The following is a 16,831-nucleotide window of genomic DNA, read 5'->3' on the forward strand; positions in this document are numbered from 1 at the left end:
GGGTAAGACGGGTCAGGGTGTTGCAAGCTCGACCGGAGCCAGATGTGCGAAAGAAATAGTTCTTTCTGCAGGGCGAAGCGCAGCAAAGCTCAATCCGGAGACCGCCGGAGGTGGTCCCAGGGCAGCACACGTTTCGACGCACGCTGAACCACCCGAGGCGACAACCTCCCAGCCATCAACAGTCTGGGGCGATTGTGCGGGAGCAACGGAGAGCAACAAGGCTCGATGTCGCGGCAGCACTTCTATTCTGCAAACATGCGATCACGCTCGCTGGCTGGCTTGTCACCCAGCTCGGATTCCCCGTCCTGGCGGCCCTCGACGATCCCGGCGGTGACTTCTTCCCACTTCCGATATCGGCGCATCGCGGTCGATGCAACGGAGCCGTCGGTTTCTCTACCGATTCGTGCCCACGACCATTCACGGTGTGCGTGTCGAAGCCGCGCTGTCTCTGCAACTTCCGGGGTGAGGGCGTCTACTGGTCGTCGGTGCGTGTCCGCCGCGTCGACCTGTTCTCCCCACGAGCCGTCTTCGCCCTCTGAATTATCCCCGCTCAGGCTGTGGCCTTCGTGACTGAACTCTGCATCTGTCCAATCCACCACTTCTGTTGCAGCACTTAGCCCGGACTCCTCCCCTGCGGCCCCGCGAGGCGCACGAAGGATGACAGCCAACACTTCAGTCATGGCAAGGAGCGCGATAGGTGCAATGGTGGCAATACCCGCCGAGACCACGGCCGGAAGCAATGTCGCAGTCAACACCGCGTGGTACGAGTTACCCGCAATCGACGCCGATGCGGCAACACGCAAGATCGTGACGACGAAGCGACGGCCCTTGATCGTGCGGTGGTCCGTGTGATTCGACAGCGCAATGGCTGTCACTGTTGTCGAGACGATTGCGCCGTCCAGCACGATCGGAATCACCCAGGCTTCACCGGGACCTATCCCTGCCATCACCGCGAGATCACGCAACACAGCGAAACTGAGCCAGAAGGACGCCCCGGCGATGCCAACTGTCAACGCAACGGCTGTTGCGAGAGCCCACTGCAGAATCGCTGGATGTAGCGCAACGACCTCTGACGGCTTCGTTGTCAACGGGGTTGCCGCGGAGTGTGATCGGCTCATCGGATTCTCGGTCCTCGTGCGAGGGGGCCCGTTCGTTGCGGGAACGGCGCACCGTCGTTGAATCTGTTGCGCAACGACTCCAAGTAGTCTTCGATTGCCGCATTGACGAGATCCGACGGGCCCCGCGGCGCGCCGGGCGTTGCGGACAGCGCTTCGGCCGCGTTGAGAAGATCGTCGACGGTGGACTGGTAGAGGTAGTACGAGCGCTTCTGTTTTGTGTTGTCCGGTGACGGTTGCGCACCGGTCTCGGCCGACGAAACAGTGTCGTGGGGCTGCCGCGAGTTCTCCGGCGGATCGACCGGGCTCGATCCGGCGAGTGCGCTCTTCATACGTTCGGGCCGGGCCATCACAGGTGTCCCTTCGTGAGCAGCGTAAGAGTGTCGCGATAGATCGTGGACAGGCTGCGAGATTGTGTGGTCCCCCAGTCGAACAGGCTGGTTTGGGCCTCCATCGAGTCTTTGATGACAACCCGCTTGGGAACGGCGTCACCGAGGACGTTGATGCTCGCGGCGATCTCGACCAATTGTTCTCGGCCGCTGATCGTCGCGATCTCGTGGAGGTTGACGATCGCACCGAGCATGTCGAGGTCCGGGTTGTAGCTGCGCTTGACTGAATCGATGGTGCGCAGTAACCGCGCGAGTCCATTGGCTGAGAACAGCGCGGACTGAGTCACGACGACGGCTGCGCGCGCCGCAACAAGGGCGTTGATGGTCAGCAGATCGAGGCTGGGTGGGCAATCGATGAGGACCACGTCGTACACGCCCCGTACGACGTCGATTGCGTCGCGAAGCCGCCGTTCTCGGCCAGCGCCGGCGACGACCAATTGATCGCGGACATAGGCCAGGGACTCGTTTCCAGGCACCGTGGGTACCAGGTCTACGCCAGGCCAGATGGTGGGGACGACAGCGTCGGCGATGGTCGCGTTCGACGACTCGGCGAGAACGTCGGCAACACCGACATCGTCGCTCTCGAGCTCGGTCCTGGTCAGGACTGTGCTGGCGTTGCCTTGCGGATCCACGTCGACAACGAGCGCGCGCTTCCCCGCTTGGGCGACGGCGTAGGCGAGGTGAAAGACGGTGGTGGTCTTGCCCACCCCGCCTTTCTGGTTGCAGAACGCAAAGATGTCAGCGGGCATGGTGGGTCTCACTTTCCATGGATGAATAGGACGAACTGGCGGTATAGCGGGAATGGGATGCAATGCACGCCTTGGAACCGAGGGATGAGTCGCACCCTGTAAAAGTGTTGGGTGAATTACAGGTAAGGGGCGCGATGCGTGAGTCGCGTGCCATAAGCGAAAGACGCTCCATAGTGGCATGAAAAGCATTTACCAACAACACATCCCGAGCTTGACTCTCATCCTTTGCAGGCATTGGAGGTATGGCCACTGCGGGATGTTTGACGCCCGTCGCCAGCGAGTCATCTGAGGCACTCTTTGCGGGTAATTCAGGCATGGGACTGGCGGGCAACGCCGCCGTACCGCTAGCGGGAGCGGCCTGCACCGGCGGGCTGTTGCGCTCGTGCCCAAGCAACCAAGTGTGTTGCTGTGGTTGCATCTTCGAGCATTTTGCGTACACAACGGATACGAGCAAGAGCGCGGCAAGGATTGAAAAATCGAGGTCTGAATGACGGTTCGCCATGCCAGGCAACTCAGTGATGTCAGCATTGCAGATGGATCGAAAGCTCAACTGATACCTCCATAGTGGTGACGTATGAAAGACAAGGGACTTCGTTCGTTCCCTTCGGACCCCCCATGGCCCCTGAGCCAATTTCCGCACCCACGTTGTCCGCTCCACGCCCGATAGCCCCGCGCCTCGGCGGGCGCGTGGCTAATCGGTATCGCCACCTGTTCGATGATCAGTCGAGCTGGTGGTGCCTCGGGGCCGGTCTCCGAGGATTTACAAAGGGTGCACAGGCCGGCGGCAGGCTGGTGTTACGTCGGGCTCTGCCAGAAAACGACGCTGCTTCGGCACATCAGGCCTTGCTAGGAAGCTCCGTAGCCAAGGTTTATGCGGCGCGAGCAGAAGAACTCGACCGCGCTGTCGCGGGTCGAGACATGCGTCATCGCCCGCTTGGCCCCTGACCGAAATCGAGGGCGGAGAACGGTGACTCGGCGAAATGTCTTGAATGACTTATCAAGACGCTCTATGATCGGTGACGAAGCTCCTTCCTCACGGGTTGTGGTTTCGACGCCCTCGGCCTCAGTGCTGGTAACACTGAGATCTTCCGGGGGCGTTTCATTTTCCTGAGGGACAATTGGCTCTGGGCCTCACGCGACGCCTGAGCTGGCATCGGATTGTGCCTCGAGACCTTCGATGTACTCGTCGATGGCCGTATCCGGGATCAGCCGGCGCTTGCCGACCTTCACGCTCCGGATTTCTCCCGACGCGATCTTGTTGAAGAAGTTGGAACGTCCAAGTCCCGTGCAAGCCATAGCCTCCGGGACAGACAGCAACCGTCTGGGCATCTTCAGCACCTCCACTGAATTGTGTAGTAGAGCCACATTATGCAGGACATTTCTGGTCAGTCCACGTGGTTCCACCACAGAGTAACAAGTACGTAGCCATCCCACAACGGGGAGCCATTCTCCGCTAGACTGCGTAACCATGACGCAGTCGTGGGCGGAATCGATCGTTGCCCGGGTCGCCTCGGAAGTGCGCCGACTTCGAGGTAAAGACCACTCCGCTCTGTCCGCAGCAAAGCTTGCCGACAGGACGGTTGACTTCGGGTGGGGGATCTCGCGATCTGTAGTCGCGGACTTGGAGACCGGACGCAAGAAGAGCTTGGACGTCTCGGAACTCTTGATTTTGGCTGCGGCACTGGGAGTCTCACCAGCACAACTGGTCTATCCGGACCTCCCCAAGGGAAGAGTCGAAGTACTCCCAGGGCTCCAGCAGGAGTCTCACGATGCCCTTCGCTGGTTCAGCGGGGAGGCTGGGCTGATGCGGCCGAGCTCCGAGTGGACCGAGGAGGAATCCGACGCTCCTTTCGGGATGTGGGTACGTGACACCTTCGACCCGAAGAACGATCGCGTTGGGATCACTCGTGAATGGCTTGATGCGTTGAAGGCGATGCGGCGTGCTCGGGTGCAGCTCCGAAACGGCCTTTCCAAGAATGAATCAGCTGAGCACATCGAGTCGATGCAATACCTGTACGAGGATGCTCGACGGCGTTCGGAAGAGCTCTTTAGACGGATGACCGAACTGGGCATGAACACGCAGGACGAAGAGGATGGCTAGGCAGCAACTGCCGCCACAGATCAAGAAGATCTACGTCACCAATCGGTCTACAGGCAGTACCGAGTTGCGGTATCAAATGACCGTCGACGCTGGTGGTGCCGACGCCACCGGCACCCGGGCGTCGAAGCGGACGCAGTTGCGTCGTCGATTTCTTACGGAGAAGGACGCTCGCGCAGCCCTGTCCAAGGTGCTCGAGGAAGTCTCGAAGGGGACATTCGTTCCCTCCTCGACCACCACGGTCGAGGAGGCTTGCGCTGAGTGGCTTGCCGGACGACGCGTACGAGAGTCCACTAAAGCCGCGTACACCCATGCCCTTCAACCGCTGCGCGATACTTACGGCGCGCTAGCGGTGCAGAAGTTGACCAAAGGTCACTTGGACGCTCTGGTGAACGATCTGTTAGCCGGCAGCTCGGTCAAGCCCGATGGCCAACTGCGACGTCCGTGGAAGGCCACTTCGATCAATCCGATGCTTAACCTTGTAAGCGCAGTCCTCACCGGGCTGATGCGAGAAGGGCGATTGGTACGAGACGTTGCCGCGCTCGTCGACCGCGCGCCCCGTGTGCACGTCGAGATGCAGACATTCACGGAGGACGAAGTGCAACGCCTCCTGGAAGCATCGGCGTGCGATCGGAACGGCCACGCTTGGCTGCTTGCTCTGAGCGGCCTCCGACGCGGTGAGCTATGCGGGCTTCGATGGAACGATGTCGATCTTCACGCCGGCAGCCTGACAATCAACAACACGCGAGTCTCGGTCAATGGACGTGTCGTGGAGGGCCCTCCGAAGACAGAAAAGTCCAAGCGCACGCTTCCCCTCACACCAGCCCTAAAATCCGCACTCGAAACTGCACACCGCTTGCAGGGTGTGGAACGAAAGAGCTTGACCTACGTCGGCCCCGGCACCTACGTCGTGTCCGACGCTGTTGGGCGACCTTTTCATCCCGATACGGTCAGCGACTATTGGCGCAGGCTATGCATCAACAGCAAGGTGTCCGACATCCGCCTCCACGACGCCCGCCACACGTGTGGGACTCTGCTGCACCTTCAGGGCGTGCCGATTGCCGTCATCTCGGCATGGCTCGGGCACTCGGACAATGCATTCACAATGCGCACCTACGTCCATTCTCAGAACCATGCGCTACTGGGCGCAGCCGACACTTTGCAGTCACTCGTCCGGCGTCGCGACGAGCCATCCGACGATGCGCGTTGACCGGCGTTTGTCCGCAACCGTCCACATAGGAGCAGGCAGTCTCACCAGCCGCTGTTCCGGCGAGTTCTGCGGCACTTGTGACATTCTGTGACACTGAGCTCGCCTCATCGGCAACGAATCCCATTATAGATAATACAAAAGGCCAGTTCAGGCCCTATTTTCAGTGGAGCCTCCTAACGGGATTGAACCGTTGACCGCTCGCTTACAAGGCGAGTGCTCTACCGCTGAGCTAAGGAGGCAGTGAAGCGAGCCAAGCATACCGTTCAACGGACGCTCAGCGACAACAGGTACCTTGTCGGTGGATCACCCCAGCAACGTAAAGACGGTCATGACTTTCCTGCAAGACCTGACGGCTTCGCTGAGCCGTCTCACCGGTGAGCGTCGGGCCACCATCGATACACCGACCGCCGCGCCGTCACCTCTTCGCCCTATCGATCTGACCGACGATGCGACGGTCGCCGAGGTCCTCGAGCTGGCGGTTCGCGTCGGCGAGGTGTTGTTGGCGTCGGGCACGTCTGCGGTGGATACGGCGACGCAGGTGCAGTTCATCGCCGCGACGTACGGCCTCGCACGATGCGATGTCGACGTCACGTACAACTCGATCACGCTGAGCGCACATCGCGGTCCGACGCGTCCGCCGGCGTCGACGATGCGCATCGTCCATTACCGCTCGATGGACTTCACGCGGCTGGCGGCGGTCGACCGACTTATTCGCTCGGTGCGCGTCAAGGTGGTCCCGGCGAGCATTGCGCGTGATCGCCTCGACGAGATCACCTCGGCCCCGCACCCGTACAACCGGTGGATCGCGACCTTCGCGTGGGCGGGCATGGCGGCGGCGATCGGTGTGTTGCTCGGCGGCGGCTCGTTGGTGGCTGTGGTGAGCTTCCTGACGACGATGGTGATCGACCGAATCGGCCGCATCCTCAACCGCGCCGGACTGCCCTTCTTCTTTCAGCAGGTGGTCGGCGGATTCGTCGCTGCCACCCCGGCGATCACTCTGTACAACTTTCAGGATCAGCTCAATATCGACATCTCCCCGTCGGTGATCATCGGTGCCGGGGTGACGGTGCTGCTGTCGGGGCTTTCGCTCGTCGGCTCGGTACAGGACGCGATCACCGGAGCACCGATCACCGCGTCGGCCAGATTCTTCGAAGTGTTGATGATGACGGGCGGCATCATTGCCGGCGTTGCCACGTCGCTGCGGCTGGCGGCCCTGATCGGGAGCGATCTGCCGCAGATCAGCAACCTGCCTCCCCCGGACATCACACAGGTGCCCACCAAGGTCCTCGCCGGCGCGGCCGCGTCACTGTTCTACGCGCTCGCCTGCTACGCCGAGCGGCGCGCACTGACGGCAGCGTTCATGGGCGGCTTCGCGGGTGCGCTCGTCTACTTGATGTCGCAGACGTTGGCTGTGGGTCCGATCATCGCGTCTGCCATCGCGGCCACGGTCGTCGGATTCGCCGGTGGTCTCCTTGCACGTCGAGCGCTCATTCCGCCGCTCATCGTTGCCGTCGCCGGTATCACTCCGTTGCTGCCCGGTCTCTCGCTCTACCGAGGTCTGTACGCGATTCTCAACGACCAGTTGCTGCTCGGTATCAGCTCGCTCTTCGCGGCGTTCGGCATCGGCTGTGGTCTGGCTGCGGGCGTCACATTGGGCGAGTGGGGTGCGCGAACATTGCGTCGACCCCGGATCCTGGCACGCACCGAGGAACTACTGCGCCCGACGCTTCGCCGCAGAGAAGAACCGCGCCGACCGACGGTTCGTCGGCGGCGCGGTACGAGTCCTTCGTAGAAGGCGGAACTCAAGCCTCGGTGCTGGGGGTTCCCTCAGCACCTGCGCGGGCAGCTGCGTCGGCCTCCATGGCCTCACGCAGGCTGCGCGGACGCATGTCGGTCCAGTTCTTCTCGACGTACTCCAGGCACGCAGCGCGGGTGTCTTCACCGAAGACGACACGCCACCCCTGAGGGACCTCGGAGAACGTCGGCCACAGCGAATGCTGATCTTCGTCGTTGACCAGCACGAAGAAGCGTCCGTCTTCGTCATCGAACGGGTTGGTACTCATCTCGCCTCACTCGTCGCGAACGTTTGATTGGTAAGTCTGCACCGTGAGGTGCCACACGACCCTAGCAACGCAGGTCGTGCTCAGGTGGCGTCAGGCCTTGAAGAAGTCGAGCAAGTGCGCATTGACGGCCTCGGGACGCTCGAGATATCCGTAGTGCCCGGCGTCCGCGATCTCCACGTATCGAGCCCCCGGAATGGCGTCGGCGAGCTCCTTGCCCAGGTAGGCGGGGATCATCCGATCGTCGGCGAACCCGACCGACAGACACGGCACCGACACTGCCCGGTAGGCGTTGGTGCGGTCGAAATCGTCGTCCATGCCCAGCTGCGCGCGCACCCCGGCGGATGGTGAGGATGCCGAGAACTCGAACAGGTCGAGCCAATCGCGAGCCGTTCGCGCATCGCGCAACGTGGCGGGCGACAGGTTCATCACCGCCGTCACCGCGGCCGAGTACGTGCCCGGCAGCTCGACGCGCTTGTCGTAGAGCGCCCGCTCGCCCTGGGCGAGCGTCTTCTGGAACTCGTCGACCCGCGCGTGCCCGGCCAGGAATGCCGCCTTGCGAACCAGATCGGGACGCTTCAGAGCCAACTCCTGCGCGACGCGAGAGCCCATCGACGTTCCGACGACGAAGGCCTTCTCGGCACCGTCGCGGACCAGTTCGATCAAGCCCTCGGTGTCGGCAACCATGGCGTCGATGGTGATACCGGTCGCACTTTCCGACGACGGCGCGATACCGCGGTTGTCGAAGGTGCACACCCGGTAGCCGGCCGCCAGGAGGGCCGGTACCTGATGCAGTTCCCACACTCGGCCGGGACTGCCGGTGCCCATTATCAGAACGACCAGGTCTCCACTGCCCTTGACCTGGTAGTTCACGTCGATGCCGTTGATCTTCGCGATAGGCATACGTCTCCTCACTGCTGATGCTTTCGTCGGCGATCGTATCGTCCGAGGTCGACGTGGGGTTACTCGAACAGCCAGTGGGTACCTGCAGTTACATGACTGACGAGAACGTAGCGGGCGAAGCACGCAAAGGAATGCTCGACGGGATCAAGGGCAAAGCCAAAGAGGTCGTCGGCGCTGTCACCGGCAACGACTCGTTGACGGCCGAGGGCCAGTTGCAGGCCGCTCAGGCTCGCGAACGCAAGGAGGCGCAGGCCACCGAACGCGTCGCCGATGCGCAGGCCACCGAGGCCGCCGAGGAGCTGGCCGACGTGCGGACTGCGGCAGACAGTCGACGCGAGGCCGCGGAAGAGAACGCGGCAGTTGCCGAGGCGAACGCAGACCGCGTTCGAGAGACCCAGGTGGCCGCGGCCGAGCAGAACAAGCGTGAGACCGTGGCGCAGGAACGAGCGGCAGCCGAGGTCGACGCAACGGCCGAACAGATCGAAGCGACCGAGGAGCGCAAAGCCGAGCAGGCCGCGGCAGATGCGGACGAAATGGTGGCTGCGCAAAAGCACCAGGAAGCGTTGCTGCAGGCCGAAGCCGACCGCAAGAAAGCCGAAGAGCTTCGCAACCAGGCTTAACCCCCCACTGCTGATCTAGGAGTTCGACTACATGAGTGTTTTGGCCCTACCACTGACCATCCTGAGACTTCAGTACAAGATCGCACGAATTCCGTTGCAGCTCATCGAGACCAACGTCGTCGTGAAGATGGATGCGGAATCACCGGCGCGGCTCGCCTACGAGCACACGCTCGGATCCCTCGATCGTGCCGTCGGAAACCTGTTGGGAGACAGGAGTCTTGCCGATCGCGGTGAGACTCTGGTCGACAGCACCGAGAACCGCGCCGAAGCAGCACGCCTGGACGCCGAGGCACGTGCGAAGAAGACTGCCGCGGACGCCGACCTGAAGACGGCTCGTGAGACCGCCGAGCAGGACCGGCGGGCCGCCGACGCCGCAGCCCAGGAAGCGGCCCGCGACGCGCGACAGGAAGCCGAGCAGCGCAAGCGCGAGGCCGCTCAGGAAGCCGAACGCGAAGCGGCTGCAAAGAAGAAGAAGGCCGACGAGCAAGCTGCCGCGGCGGCCAAGGCAGCCGAGGACCGCAAGAAGACTCAGCAGGCTCAGGTCGACAAGCAGGAGAAGTTGGCTGCAGCACCGTCCGAGGCCGAATTGGCCGAGGCCGCAGAGCGATCCGAGGAAGCCGACGCCAAGAAGGACGAGGCGGAGCGCATCGAGAAGCTGTTCATCGCGGAGAAGAACAAGGACTGACAGCCCGATTCTCTCGAATCGAGCTCAGCAACAACCTCTTCCAGCCCCGCACCGTATTCTCGGTGCGGGGCTGGTGCGCGCTGCAACCGTTGGGTGCCACACTCTGAGAGCATCGACCGGGGCGCACCAGCGAAGCCCGACTGCCCGGTTTACTGTAGGTTCGCCGAACACATTGACGAGGAGGGTAGATGCGCATGCGACAAACGGGAACCGAGTCCACTCGACTTATCCGCGCCCGGCGCAGACTCTCGCCGCTGTTCGCCACTTTGGTGATCTTCGGGGTTCTCGCCATCCCAAGACTGGACTTCCCCGGGGCCGGCATCGCGGGCTGGGGTCTGGCAACCGTCGCGGCAGCGGCCTGGCTTTTCACAGCATTGCGCCCGCAGCGGTCCAGCAAAAAGAGCTAGGTCGTGCGCGTTGTGCGTACCGCTGAGGGCGCACAACACGCACGACGGGAGCGCAGCGACGATCAGCCGACGATGCGAGCGAGGAATGCGTCGATATTGTCCCTCACCGTCGCCGTGCGGGTGTCGACGTCGAAGTCCTCCTTGAACTGTCGTCCCAGGGCCGGTGTTTTCTTCTTGCGTGCGTACAGAGAACATGCGAGATCCGAGCAGATGTAGGTACCGACGGTGTTGCCGCGTCGCCCGGACTCCCCTGCCTTCGCAGCGGCCATCAGCGACACACCGCCGTTGGCGTGGGTGGTGAGACAGATGCTGCACATCTGCGCAGTCCGCGGTCCACCTGCCTTGTATCGCAACGCAATTGCACGGAGTCGATCTTCCTGCGGTACGACGATGTAGCTTCGTCCCGCCAGCTTCGGGTCGCCCCAGCCGAGGAAATCGAGATCCTCCCAAGGCGTTTCGTCGAACATATCGGGGAGGGAAAGCCGAGTGGCGTCACCCTTGGACGAGTTGACGAACGACGATCTGATGTCGCGTTCGGAGATCGGCTTCATTGTTCCTGCCTCCATTGCCGTAGGAGTGTGTCGATTCCGTCGAGGATTCGGGCCCACGACTCTTGCGAGTCGGGTGCACTGTGAGCGAACGAGCCGGCCGCTTCGAGGCTGGCGAAACCGTGAAAGACACTGCCCAACAGTCGAACAGCGTGCACCTGGTCGACCTCGCTCAGGTGATACCCACGGAGGATCGCCTTCATCATCGCCGAGTGCCGCACCCCGGCACTGTTGATCGCCGTCTCGTGGTCGAGAGGAAATTGAGTGGCCGCGTACCGGCCGGGATGTTCGCGCGAATAGACCAGGTACGCGTCGGCCACTGCCACCAACGCGTCCTTGCCTGCCCTGCCCGCCAACGCTTCTGCCACCCGGTCGGCCAGTTCTTCCAACGCCAGCAGAGCGATGCCGGCATTGAGCTGATGCGCGCTCTTCAGATGCGAATACAGACTCGCCACTTTGACGTCGAAGCGTCGCGCCAACTCACTGGCAGTCACGCGATCGAAGCCGACCTCGTCGGCCAGATCCGCTCCTGCTGCCACGATGCGCTGCGCGGTCAATCCTGCGCGTGCCATGTCGGCCTCCTCCATCTTCCGAGGACACCGTAGCCAAAACTAATAGCTATAGGCAAATTACTAAAGCGATCAGCGGCCCTGCCACGCCTCCCACAGCTCTGCGTAACGCCCACCGGCAGCGACCAACTCGTCGTGCGGACCTTGCTCGACGATTTTCCCGTGCTCGAGCACAACGACGCGGTCGGCGGCAGCGGCCTGGGTGAGGCGATGCGCCACGACCAATGTGCTGCGGCCTCTCGTCGCCGCCTCCGCAGCCAGTTCGAGCTCACGGGCACCGGAGCTGCCGGCCTCGGCGGTGGCCTCGTCCAACACCGCGACAGCCGGATCGGCGAGAACCAGCCGCGCCAGAGCCAATTGCTGCGATTGCGCCGCGGTCAACTGGTGACCACCCTCGCCGACTGCGGTGTCGAGGCCGTTCTCGAGCGCCTCGACCCATCCCCAGGCCCCGACGGTCCGCAGTGCGGCTTCCACGTCGTCGCGGCCGGCGTCCGGTGCCGCGAGCAACACGTCGTCGATCAGAGGGCCGGCGAAGACGTGCACTTCCTGGCTGACGATCGCGACATGCCGGCGTAAACCCTGGTGGCCCAACGAGTCCAGCGACGCGCCGCCGACACGAACCGTGCCCGACGTCGACGCCATGGACCCGGCCGCAATGGCCGCGATCGTCGACTTCCCGGCACCGGTGGATCCCACGAGCGCGACCGTCTCACCTGCGTCGACACGCAGGTCGACACCGTGCAGTACTTCGTGACCCCCGTCGTACGAGTGGCGCAGGTCGACGACATCGAGGGTGGCGTCGGCAGGCACGGAACCGTCGCCCACCGGCCGCTCGTCGGGGATGTCGACAACGCCGACTAATCGGGCCAGAGACGCTCCGGCAGACTGGATGTCGTCGAACGTGAAGAGCAGGGTGCCGATCGGATTGAACAGGCGATGGAACAGCAGCGCCGCAGCCGTGGTCTCACCGACGGTCACGTAATCGCCTCGTACGAGCAGGAATCCGGCCAGCAGGATCACCGACAGACCGACACATTCGGCGCGGTTACTGCGTGAGCCGAAACGGGTGAACAGGCGGAAGACGTCGACGCCGATGTCGCGGGCTTTCGCCGACGCTCGATCCACCTCACCGAGGTGCTCTGCTTCGAGTCCGTAGGCGCGCACAGTCTTTGCGCCCTGCATGCTGCTGACGAAGGACTGCGCCCGCTCGCCCATAGCGACTCGTTCGGCCGCGTACAGCGGAGCCGATCGGGGCAGATACCAGCGCAGCGCGAGCACGTACATCGGCAATGCCACCAGACCGGCAAGCCCCAGACGCCAGTCGATTCCGAGCATCGTGATCATGCTCAGGCACACCAGCAGGAATGCTCCGACGAGCTGGGGAATCACTTCGCCGATCGACTTGGCCATCACTGCGACGTCGTCGCCGACGCGGGAGAGCAAGTCGCCCTTGCCCACTCGCTCCAGCGTGGCCACCGGCAGGCGGAGAGCGCGTCGCACGACGGCCTCACGCAGCGACGCCAGGATGCCCTCGCCGAGGGTACTGATCAGGTAGCCGCTGAAACCGGTGACGACACCGCCGATGACCGCTGCCACCGCGATCACGACGACGACCCCCACGATGGTCGACGAGTCGGCCCCGTCGCGGACGCGGTCGACCAGGACGCCGAGCACATAGACCGGCACAAGTGACATCGCCGCGGCCACTGCGCCGAGGAGCAGCGTCACCGCGGTACGGAGTTTGCGCAGGCGCAGCTGTTCCAACAGCCATCGGCCCGACCGGGCACCGGTGGCGATGGGAAGAAGTTCGGGGGCGGTCATCGCAGCACCGTCTCCTTGTACTGCGCGTCCGAGGACGCGAGATCGTGGTGGGTTCCTTCGGCGACGACGCGGCCGTCGTCGACGACGAGCACGCGATGCGTCACCGACAGCAGCGCAGGGCTGGTGGTGATCAGGATCGTGGTCTGCGCGGCGCTGCCGGTGTGTCGCAGCTCGGCGATACCGCGCGCGATCGTGTGCTCGGTGACGGCGTCGACCGCGGTGGTGGGGTCGTGCAGCACCAGCACCGGGGCGTCGACCGACAGGGCCCGCGCCAACGCGACCCGTTGACGTTGGCCGCCGGAGAGGCTGGCACCGCGGTCGGTGACGGCGTGGTCGAGTCCGGCTTCGTGCAGTTCGACGACGTCGGTGGCCGCGGATGCCTCGAGCACGCGGGCGAGTTCGGCGTCGGGCTGCGCGCGACCTGCGGTGACGTTGCTGCGAACGGTGCCGGCGAACAGGTCGGTGATGTGCGGCTCGACGAGCACGGTCTCGCGGGCGCGTCGGAGATCGATGTCCCCTGTTGCGATGCCGCCGATCCGTACCGTTCCGGTGTAGTCGGACTCGGAGATCTGACCGGAGAGCACCTGGGCGAGTGCCTCACCGTCCTGCGGCCGGTAGGCGACGATCCCGAGCATCTCGCCGGGTGCAGCAGAGAAGGTGAGGCCGTCGAGCGAACGGAACCCGACCTCGTCGACGGTGAGATCGGTACCCGAGGGCACAGCGGAATCCGATTGCGGCAGAACGTGGTCGGCACCGAGTACGAGTGCGAGCCGGTCGGCAGAGCCACGCACCATCGCCACCACGCCAGGGACCTTGGACAACCCGGTCAGCGGTTCGATGACGAATTGCGAGAGCCCGATGACGGTGATCAACTCGCCGACCGAGATGCGACCCTGCAACGCGAACCAGCCTGCGGTACCGGCGATTCCGACGGCGAGCAACGCGTTGACCGCCGCCGCCAGGCCCTGATAGACGTTGTTGGCGCGGGCCAACCTCAGCGTGGCCGCCAGTGCCGTTCGGCTCGACGTCACGAACCGCTGGGTCGCGGCGTCCTCTGCTCCGATTCCGCGCAGCGGACGCACTCCACTGACCAGATCGGTGGCCATTCCCGATACCCCGGCGATCTCGGCCTGCTGTGCGGTGGCCGCGCGGGTGAGCAACGGGGCGAGACGCTGGAGCGCAATCAGAATCACCGGAGTACCGATCACGACGGCCAGGCCGAGAGGAATGTCGATGATCAGCAATGCCACCGCCGACGCCACCACCGCCACTGCCGACGCGAAGACTCGCGCGATCAGATCGAGAATCCACGATTCCTTCTCGGCATCGGACGTCGAAACCGTCAGCAATTCCCCGGCCGACAGATCGGTGCGCAGTCCGCGTGGGTCGAGAACGCGGCCGGCGACCTCCACCCGCACATCGTGGGCCTCACGCTCGATGGCGACGACGATGATGCGGGCACCGATGCGCCAGGCGTAGGACAGTGTGACGAACAGAGCCGCGAGACCGACCAACGAGACGATCATCGCCGTCACGTCGCCGGTGTCGATCGCCCGCGACACGATCAGACCGATCGCGACCGGAACCATCGTTTCGCACAGTTGATGCACCCCGAAGAGCAGGGACGAGACGATCAAGCGGGTGCGACGACGTCGTACGGTGCGGCGCAGAATCGCGCCACCGGTGGCCGGGAAAGGTGCCTCCACCACGTTTCGAGCATGGTGAAGCGAGACAGAATCGGTCATTCGCTGCAGCCTATGGCATCCGGAAGTGGCGATGGGGTGTCACATTTACATAGAGTTGGCACCAGCGAACACCGAGTAAGTCCAGCAGAGAGTACGGAGATCACTATGCCTGCCAAGACATCGACCGACAACGACATCGCCGACGAAGACATCGTCCCACTCGAGTACGAGACCGCCAGTCAGGCCCAGCGCGTCGTCGCCGCCTATGCGACCGATGCAGACGAGTGCCGCATGTTGTTGTCGATGCTGGGTATAGACCCCGTAGCGAAGACCGACTGACAGGTTTTCGCAGGGCTGATTACCCAGGGATCAACAAGCGGATTGGACAGTTGTGGCTGACGCCTCGCAGGGTTCGGATTTCGTCGTCGTAGCCAACAGGTTGCCGGTCGATCTGGAGACACTTCCCGACGGAAGCGCGCGATGGAAGCGCAGCCCCGGCGGGCTGGTCACCGCGCTCGAGCCCATCCTGCGCGCCAACAAGGGTGCCTGGGTGGGATGGGTCGGCGTGTCCGACGTCGACGTGGAGCCGTTCGTCGAGGACGACCTGCACCTGCGTCCGGTGCCGATCAGCGAGAAGGAATACACCCAGTACTACGAGGGCTTCTCCAACGCCACGCTGTGGCCGCTGTACCACGACGTCATCGTCAAGCCCGAGTACGACCGCGACTGGTGGAACGCCTACGTCGAAGTCAACCGCCGCTTCGCGGAGAAGACGTCCGAGGCAGCCGCGCAGGGTGCGACGGTGTGGATTCAGGACTATCAGCTCCAGCTCGTCCCGAAGATGCTGCGGATTCTGCGGCCAGATCTGACCATCGGCTTCTTTCTGCACATCCCGTTCCCGCCGATCGAGCTGTTCATGCAGATGCCGTGGCGCACCGAGATCGTCGAAGGACTGCTCGGTGCCGACCTGATCGGTTTCCATCTGTCCGGCGGCGCGCAGAACTTCCTCTACCTTGCCCGACGCCTCGCCGGGGGAACCACCTCACGCGGAACCGTCGGTGTGCGGTCCAAGCTCGGCGTCGTCCAGGTGGGGTTCCGAACCGTTCGCGTCGGAGCGTTCCCGATCTCCATCGACTCCGGTGACCTCGACACCAAGTCGCGCACGAAGGCCGTCCGAGACCGCGCCAAGCAGCTGCGCAAAGACCTCGGCAATCCGAAACGGATCATGCTCGGCGTCGACCGACTGGATTACACCAAGGGAATCGACGTTCGGCTCAACGCATTTCGAGAGTTGCTCGAAGAAGGCCGAGTCGATCCGGCCGAAAACGTCATCGTGCAATTGGCGACGCCCAGCCGTGAACGCGTCGAGAGCTATGTCGCCATGCGCGGCGAGATCGAACAGCAGGTGGGACGCATCAACGGCGAGTACGGCCAGGTGGGCCACCCGGTGGTCCACTACCTGCATCGTCCCATTCCCCGCGAGGACCTGCTCGCCTACTTCGTCGCTGCCGACGTCATGCTGGTCACTCCCCTACGCGACGGCATGAACCTCGTCGCCAAGGAGTACGTGGCCTGCCGCAGCGACCTCGGTGGCGCGCTGGTTCTCAGCGAATTCACCGGTGCTGCTGCAGAATTGCGCCAGGCGTACCTGTGCAACCCCCATGATCTGGACAGCGTGAAGGATGCCATCACCGGAGCGCTCGAACAGGAACCCGAGGCAGGCAAGCGTCACATGCGAGCCATGCGCCGGCAGGTCCTGGCCCATGACGTCGACCGCTGGGCCCGCTCGTTCCTGTCCGCTCTGGCACAACCGGCCGAGGGCACCAACCTCGTCAGATAAATCGCTTTACCCCCACCGTCGACGGCTGCTAGTTTGCCGTCGACGGTTTTGTGCATGCGAGAAGTGAGGAGGTGGGCATCGTGGCCACCTGGACGAGAACACACCCGAGCCCTCACACCTCCTCCACGAAGG

The 16,831-nt window shown here is 63.5% G+C and carries 18 protein-coding genes and 1 tRNA gene; 8 read left to right on the forward strand and 11 right to left on the reverse strand.

Annotated elements, in window-relative coordinates:
• Positions 1 to 242: 242 nt before the first annotated feature.
• The 4 genes from J1M81_RS05600 to J1M81_RS05615 all read right to left on the reverse strand — a co-directional run bounded on the left by J1M81_RS05600 (position 243) and on the right by J1M81_RS05615 (position 3,597).
• Positions 243 to 1,118 carry a DUF2637 domain-containing protein gene (locus J1M81_RS05600; RefSeq protein ID WP_008709977.1) on the reverse strand — a complete coding sequence of 292 codons (876 nt, stop codon included), beginning with the start codon at positions 1,116 to 1,118 and terminating at the stop codon, positions 243 to 245.
• Positions 1,115 to 1,465 carry a hypothetical protein gene (locus J1M81_RS05605; RefSeq protein ID WP_008709979.1) on the reverse strand — a complete coding sequence of 117 codons (351 nt, stop codon included), beginning with the start codon at positions 1,463 to 1,465 and terminating at the stop codon, positions 1,115 to 1,117. The genes J1M81_RS05600 and J1M81_RS05605 overlap by 4 nt, the downstream gene beginning before the upstream one ends.
• Complete coding sequence (locus J1M81_RS05610) at positions 1,465 to 2,253, reverse strand: ParA family protein (RefSeq protein WP_008709981.1); 789 nt, start codon at positions 2,251 to 2,253, stop codon at positions 1,465 to 1,467. The genes J1M81_RS05605 and J1M81_RS05610 overlap by 1 nt, the downstream gene beginning before the upstream one ends.
• A gap of 1,131 nt (positions 2,254 to 3,384) precedes the next feature.
• Positions 3,385 to 3,597 carry an AlpA family transcriptional regulator gene (locus J1M81_RS05615; RefSeq protein WP_230074464.1) on the reverse strand — a complete coding sequence of 71 codons (213 nt, stop codon included), beginning with the start codon at positions 3,595 to 3,597 and terminating at the stop codon, positions 3,385 to 3,387.
• A gap of 124 nt (positions 3,598 to 3,721) precedes the next feature.
• On the opposite strand from J1M81_RS05615, the gene J1M81_RS05620 reads away from it, so the two are divergent.
• Positions 3,722 to 4,354 (forward strand): helix-turn-helix transcriptional regulator, encoded by a 633-nt coding sequence (locus J1M81_RS05620; protein ID WP_008709984.1) that lies wholly within the window; start codon positions 3,722 to 3,724, stop codon positions 4,352 to 4,354.
• Positions 4,347 to 5,561 carry a site-specific integrase gene (locus J1M81_RS05625; RefSeq protein ID WP_008709987.1) on the forward strand — a complete coding sequence of 405 codons (1,215 nt, stop codon included), beginning with the start codon at positions 4,347 to 4,349 and terminating at the stop codon, positions 5,559 to 5,561. Before J1M81_RS05620 ends, J1M81_RS05625 begins: the two co-directional genes overlap by 8 nt.
• Before the next feature lie 164 nt (positions 5,562 to 5,725).
• Here the strand turns inward: J1M81_RS05625 and J1M81_RS05630 are convergent.
• Positions 5,726 to 5,800, reverse strand: a tRNA-Thr gene (locus J1M81_RS05630).
• 89 nt (positions 5,801 to 5,889) lie between these two features.
• Between J1M81_RS05630 and J1M81_RS05635 the strand changes: the two genes are divergently transcribed.
• The gene (locus tag J1M81_RS05635; protein ID WP_206497692.1) at positions 5,890 to 7,353 is read left to right on the forward strand and encodes a threonine/serine exporter ThrE family protein; all 1,464 of its coding nucleotides are present in this window, start codon (positions 5,890 to 5,892) and stop codon (positions 7,351 to 7,353) included.
• A 10-nt stretch (positions 7,354 to 7,363) separates the two neighbouring features.
• On the opposite strand, the gene J1M81_RS05640 is transcribed toward J1M81_RS05635, so the two are convergent.
• Positions 7,364 to 7,624, reverse strand: coding sequence for an MbtH family protein (locus tag J1M81_RS05640; RefSeq protein WP_027495672.1), 261 nt, complete (start codon positions 7,622 to 7,624; stop codon positions 7,364 to 7,366).
• A gap of 90 nt (positions 7,625 to 7,714) precedes the next feature.
• Positions 7,715 to 8,524, reverse strand: coding sequence for an alpha/beta fold hydrolase (locus J1M81_RS05645; protein ID WP_027495671.1), 810 nt, complete (start codon positions 8,522 to 8,524; stop codon positions 7,715 to 7,717).
• Positions 8,525 to 8,616: 92 nt separating this feature from the next.
• On the opposite strand from J1M81_RS05645, the gene J1M81_RS05650 reads away from it, so the two are divergent.
• From J1M81_RS05650 to J1M81_RS05660, 3 genes are all read left to right on the forward strand, one after another.
• Entirely contained in the window at positions 8,617 to 9,144 is a 528-nt protein-coding gene (locus J1M81_RS05650) for a hypothetical protein (RefSeq protein WP_032367327.1), read from the forward strand.
• Between the two features lie 31 nt (positions 9,145 to 9,175).
• Positions 9,176 to 9,829: a hypothetical protein gene (locus J1M81_RS05655; protein ID WP_032389807.1), complete on the forward strand. Its 654-nt coding sequence runs from the start codon at positions 9,176 to 9,178 to the stop codon at positions 9,827 to 9,829.
• A gap of 194 nt (positions 9,830 to 10,023) precedes the next feature.
• Positions 10,024 to 10,236 carry a hypothetical protein gene (locus tag J1M81_RS05660; protein ID WP_206497693.1) on the forward strand — a complete coding sequence of 71 codons (213 nt, stop codon included), beginning with the start codon at positions 10,024 to 10,026 and terminating at the stop codon, positions 10,234 to 10,236.
• A gap of 62 nt (positions 10,237 to 10,298) precedes the next feature.
• On the opposite strand, the gene J1M81_RS05665 is transcribed toward J1M81_RS05660, so the two are convergent.
• From J1M81_RS05665 to J1M81_RS05680, 4 genes are all read right to left on the reverse strand, one after another.
• On the reverse strand, positions 10,299 to 10,787 hold the full coding sequence (locus tag J1M81_RS05665) for an FBP domain-containing protein (protein WP_206497694.1): 489 nt from the start codon (positions 10,785 to 10,787) through the stop codon (positions 10,299 to 10,301).
• The gene (locus J1M81_RS05670; protein WP_206497695.1) at positions 10,784 to 11,356 is read right to left on the reverse strand and encodes a TetR/AcrR family transcriptional regulator; all 573 of its coding nucleotides are present in this window, start codon (positions 11,354 to 11,356) and stop codon (positions 10,784 to 10,786) included. Before J1M81_RS05670 ends, J1M81_RS05665 begins: the two co-directional genes overlap by 4 nt.
• A gap of 69 nt (positions 11,357 to 11,425) precedes the next feature.
• On the reverse strand, positions 11,426 to 13,174 hold the full coding sequence (locus tag J1M81_RS05675) for an ABC transporter ATP-binding protein (protein WP_032399230.1): 1,749 nt from the start codon (positions 13,172 to 13,174) through the stop codon (positions 11,426 to 11,428).
• Positions 13,171 to 14,919, reverse strand: coding sequence for an ABC transporter ATP-binding protein (locus J1M81_RS05680; RefSeq protein ID WP_206497696.1), 1,749 nt, complete (start codon positions 14,917 to 14,919; stop codon positions 13,171 to 13,173). Before J1M81_RS05680 ends, J1M81_RS05675 begins: the two co-directional genes overlap by 4 nt.
• A gap of 105 nt (positions 14,920 to 15,024) precedes the next feature.
• Between J1M81_RS05680 and J1M81_RS05685 the strand changes: the two genes are divergently transcribed.
• Together J1M81_RS05685 and J1M81_RS05690 are read left to right on the forward strand one after the other, a co-directional pair.
• Positions 15,025 to 15,198, forward strand: coding sequence for a hypothetical protein (locus J1M81_RS05685; protein WP_008710019.1), 174 nt, complete (start codon positions 15,025 to 15,027; stop codon positions 15,196 to 15,198).
• Between the two features lie 52 nt (positions 15,199 to 15,250).
• Complete coding sequence (locus J1M81_RS05690) at positions 15,251 to 16,699, forward strand: trehalose-6-phosphate synthase (RefSeq protein ID WP_206497697.1); 1,449 nt, start codon at positions 15,251 to 15,253, stop codon at positions 16,697 to 16,699.
• The last annotated feature ends 132 nt before the right edge of the window (positions 16,700 to 16,831 follow it).

Origin of the sequence: Rhodococcus sp. KRD175, assembly GCF_017168275.1 — a bacterium.
Classification (GTDB): Bacteria; Actinomycetota; Actinomycetes; order Mycobacteriales; family Mycobacteriaceae; genus Rhodococcoides; species Rhodococcoides fascians.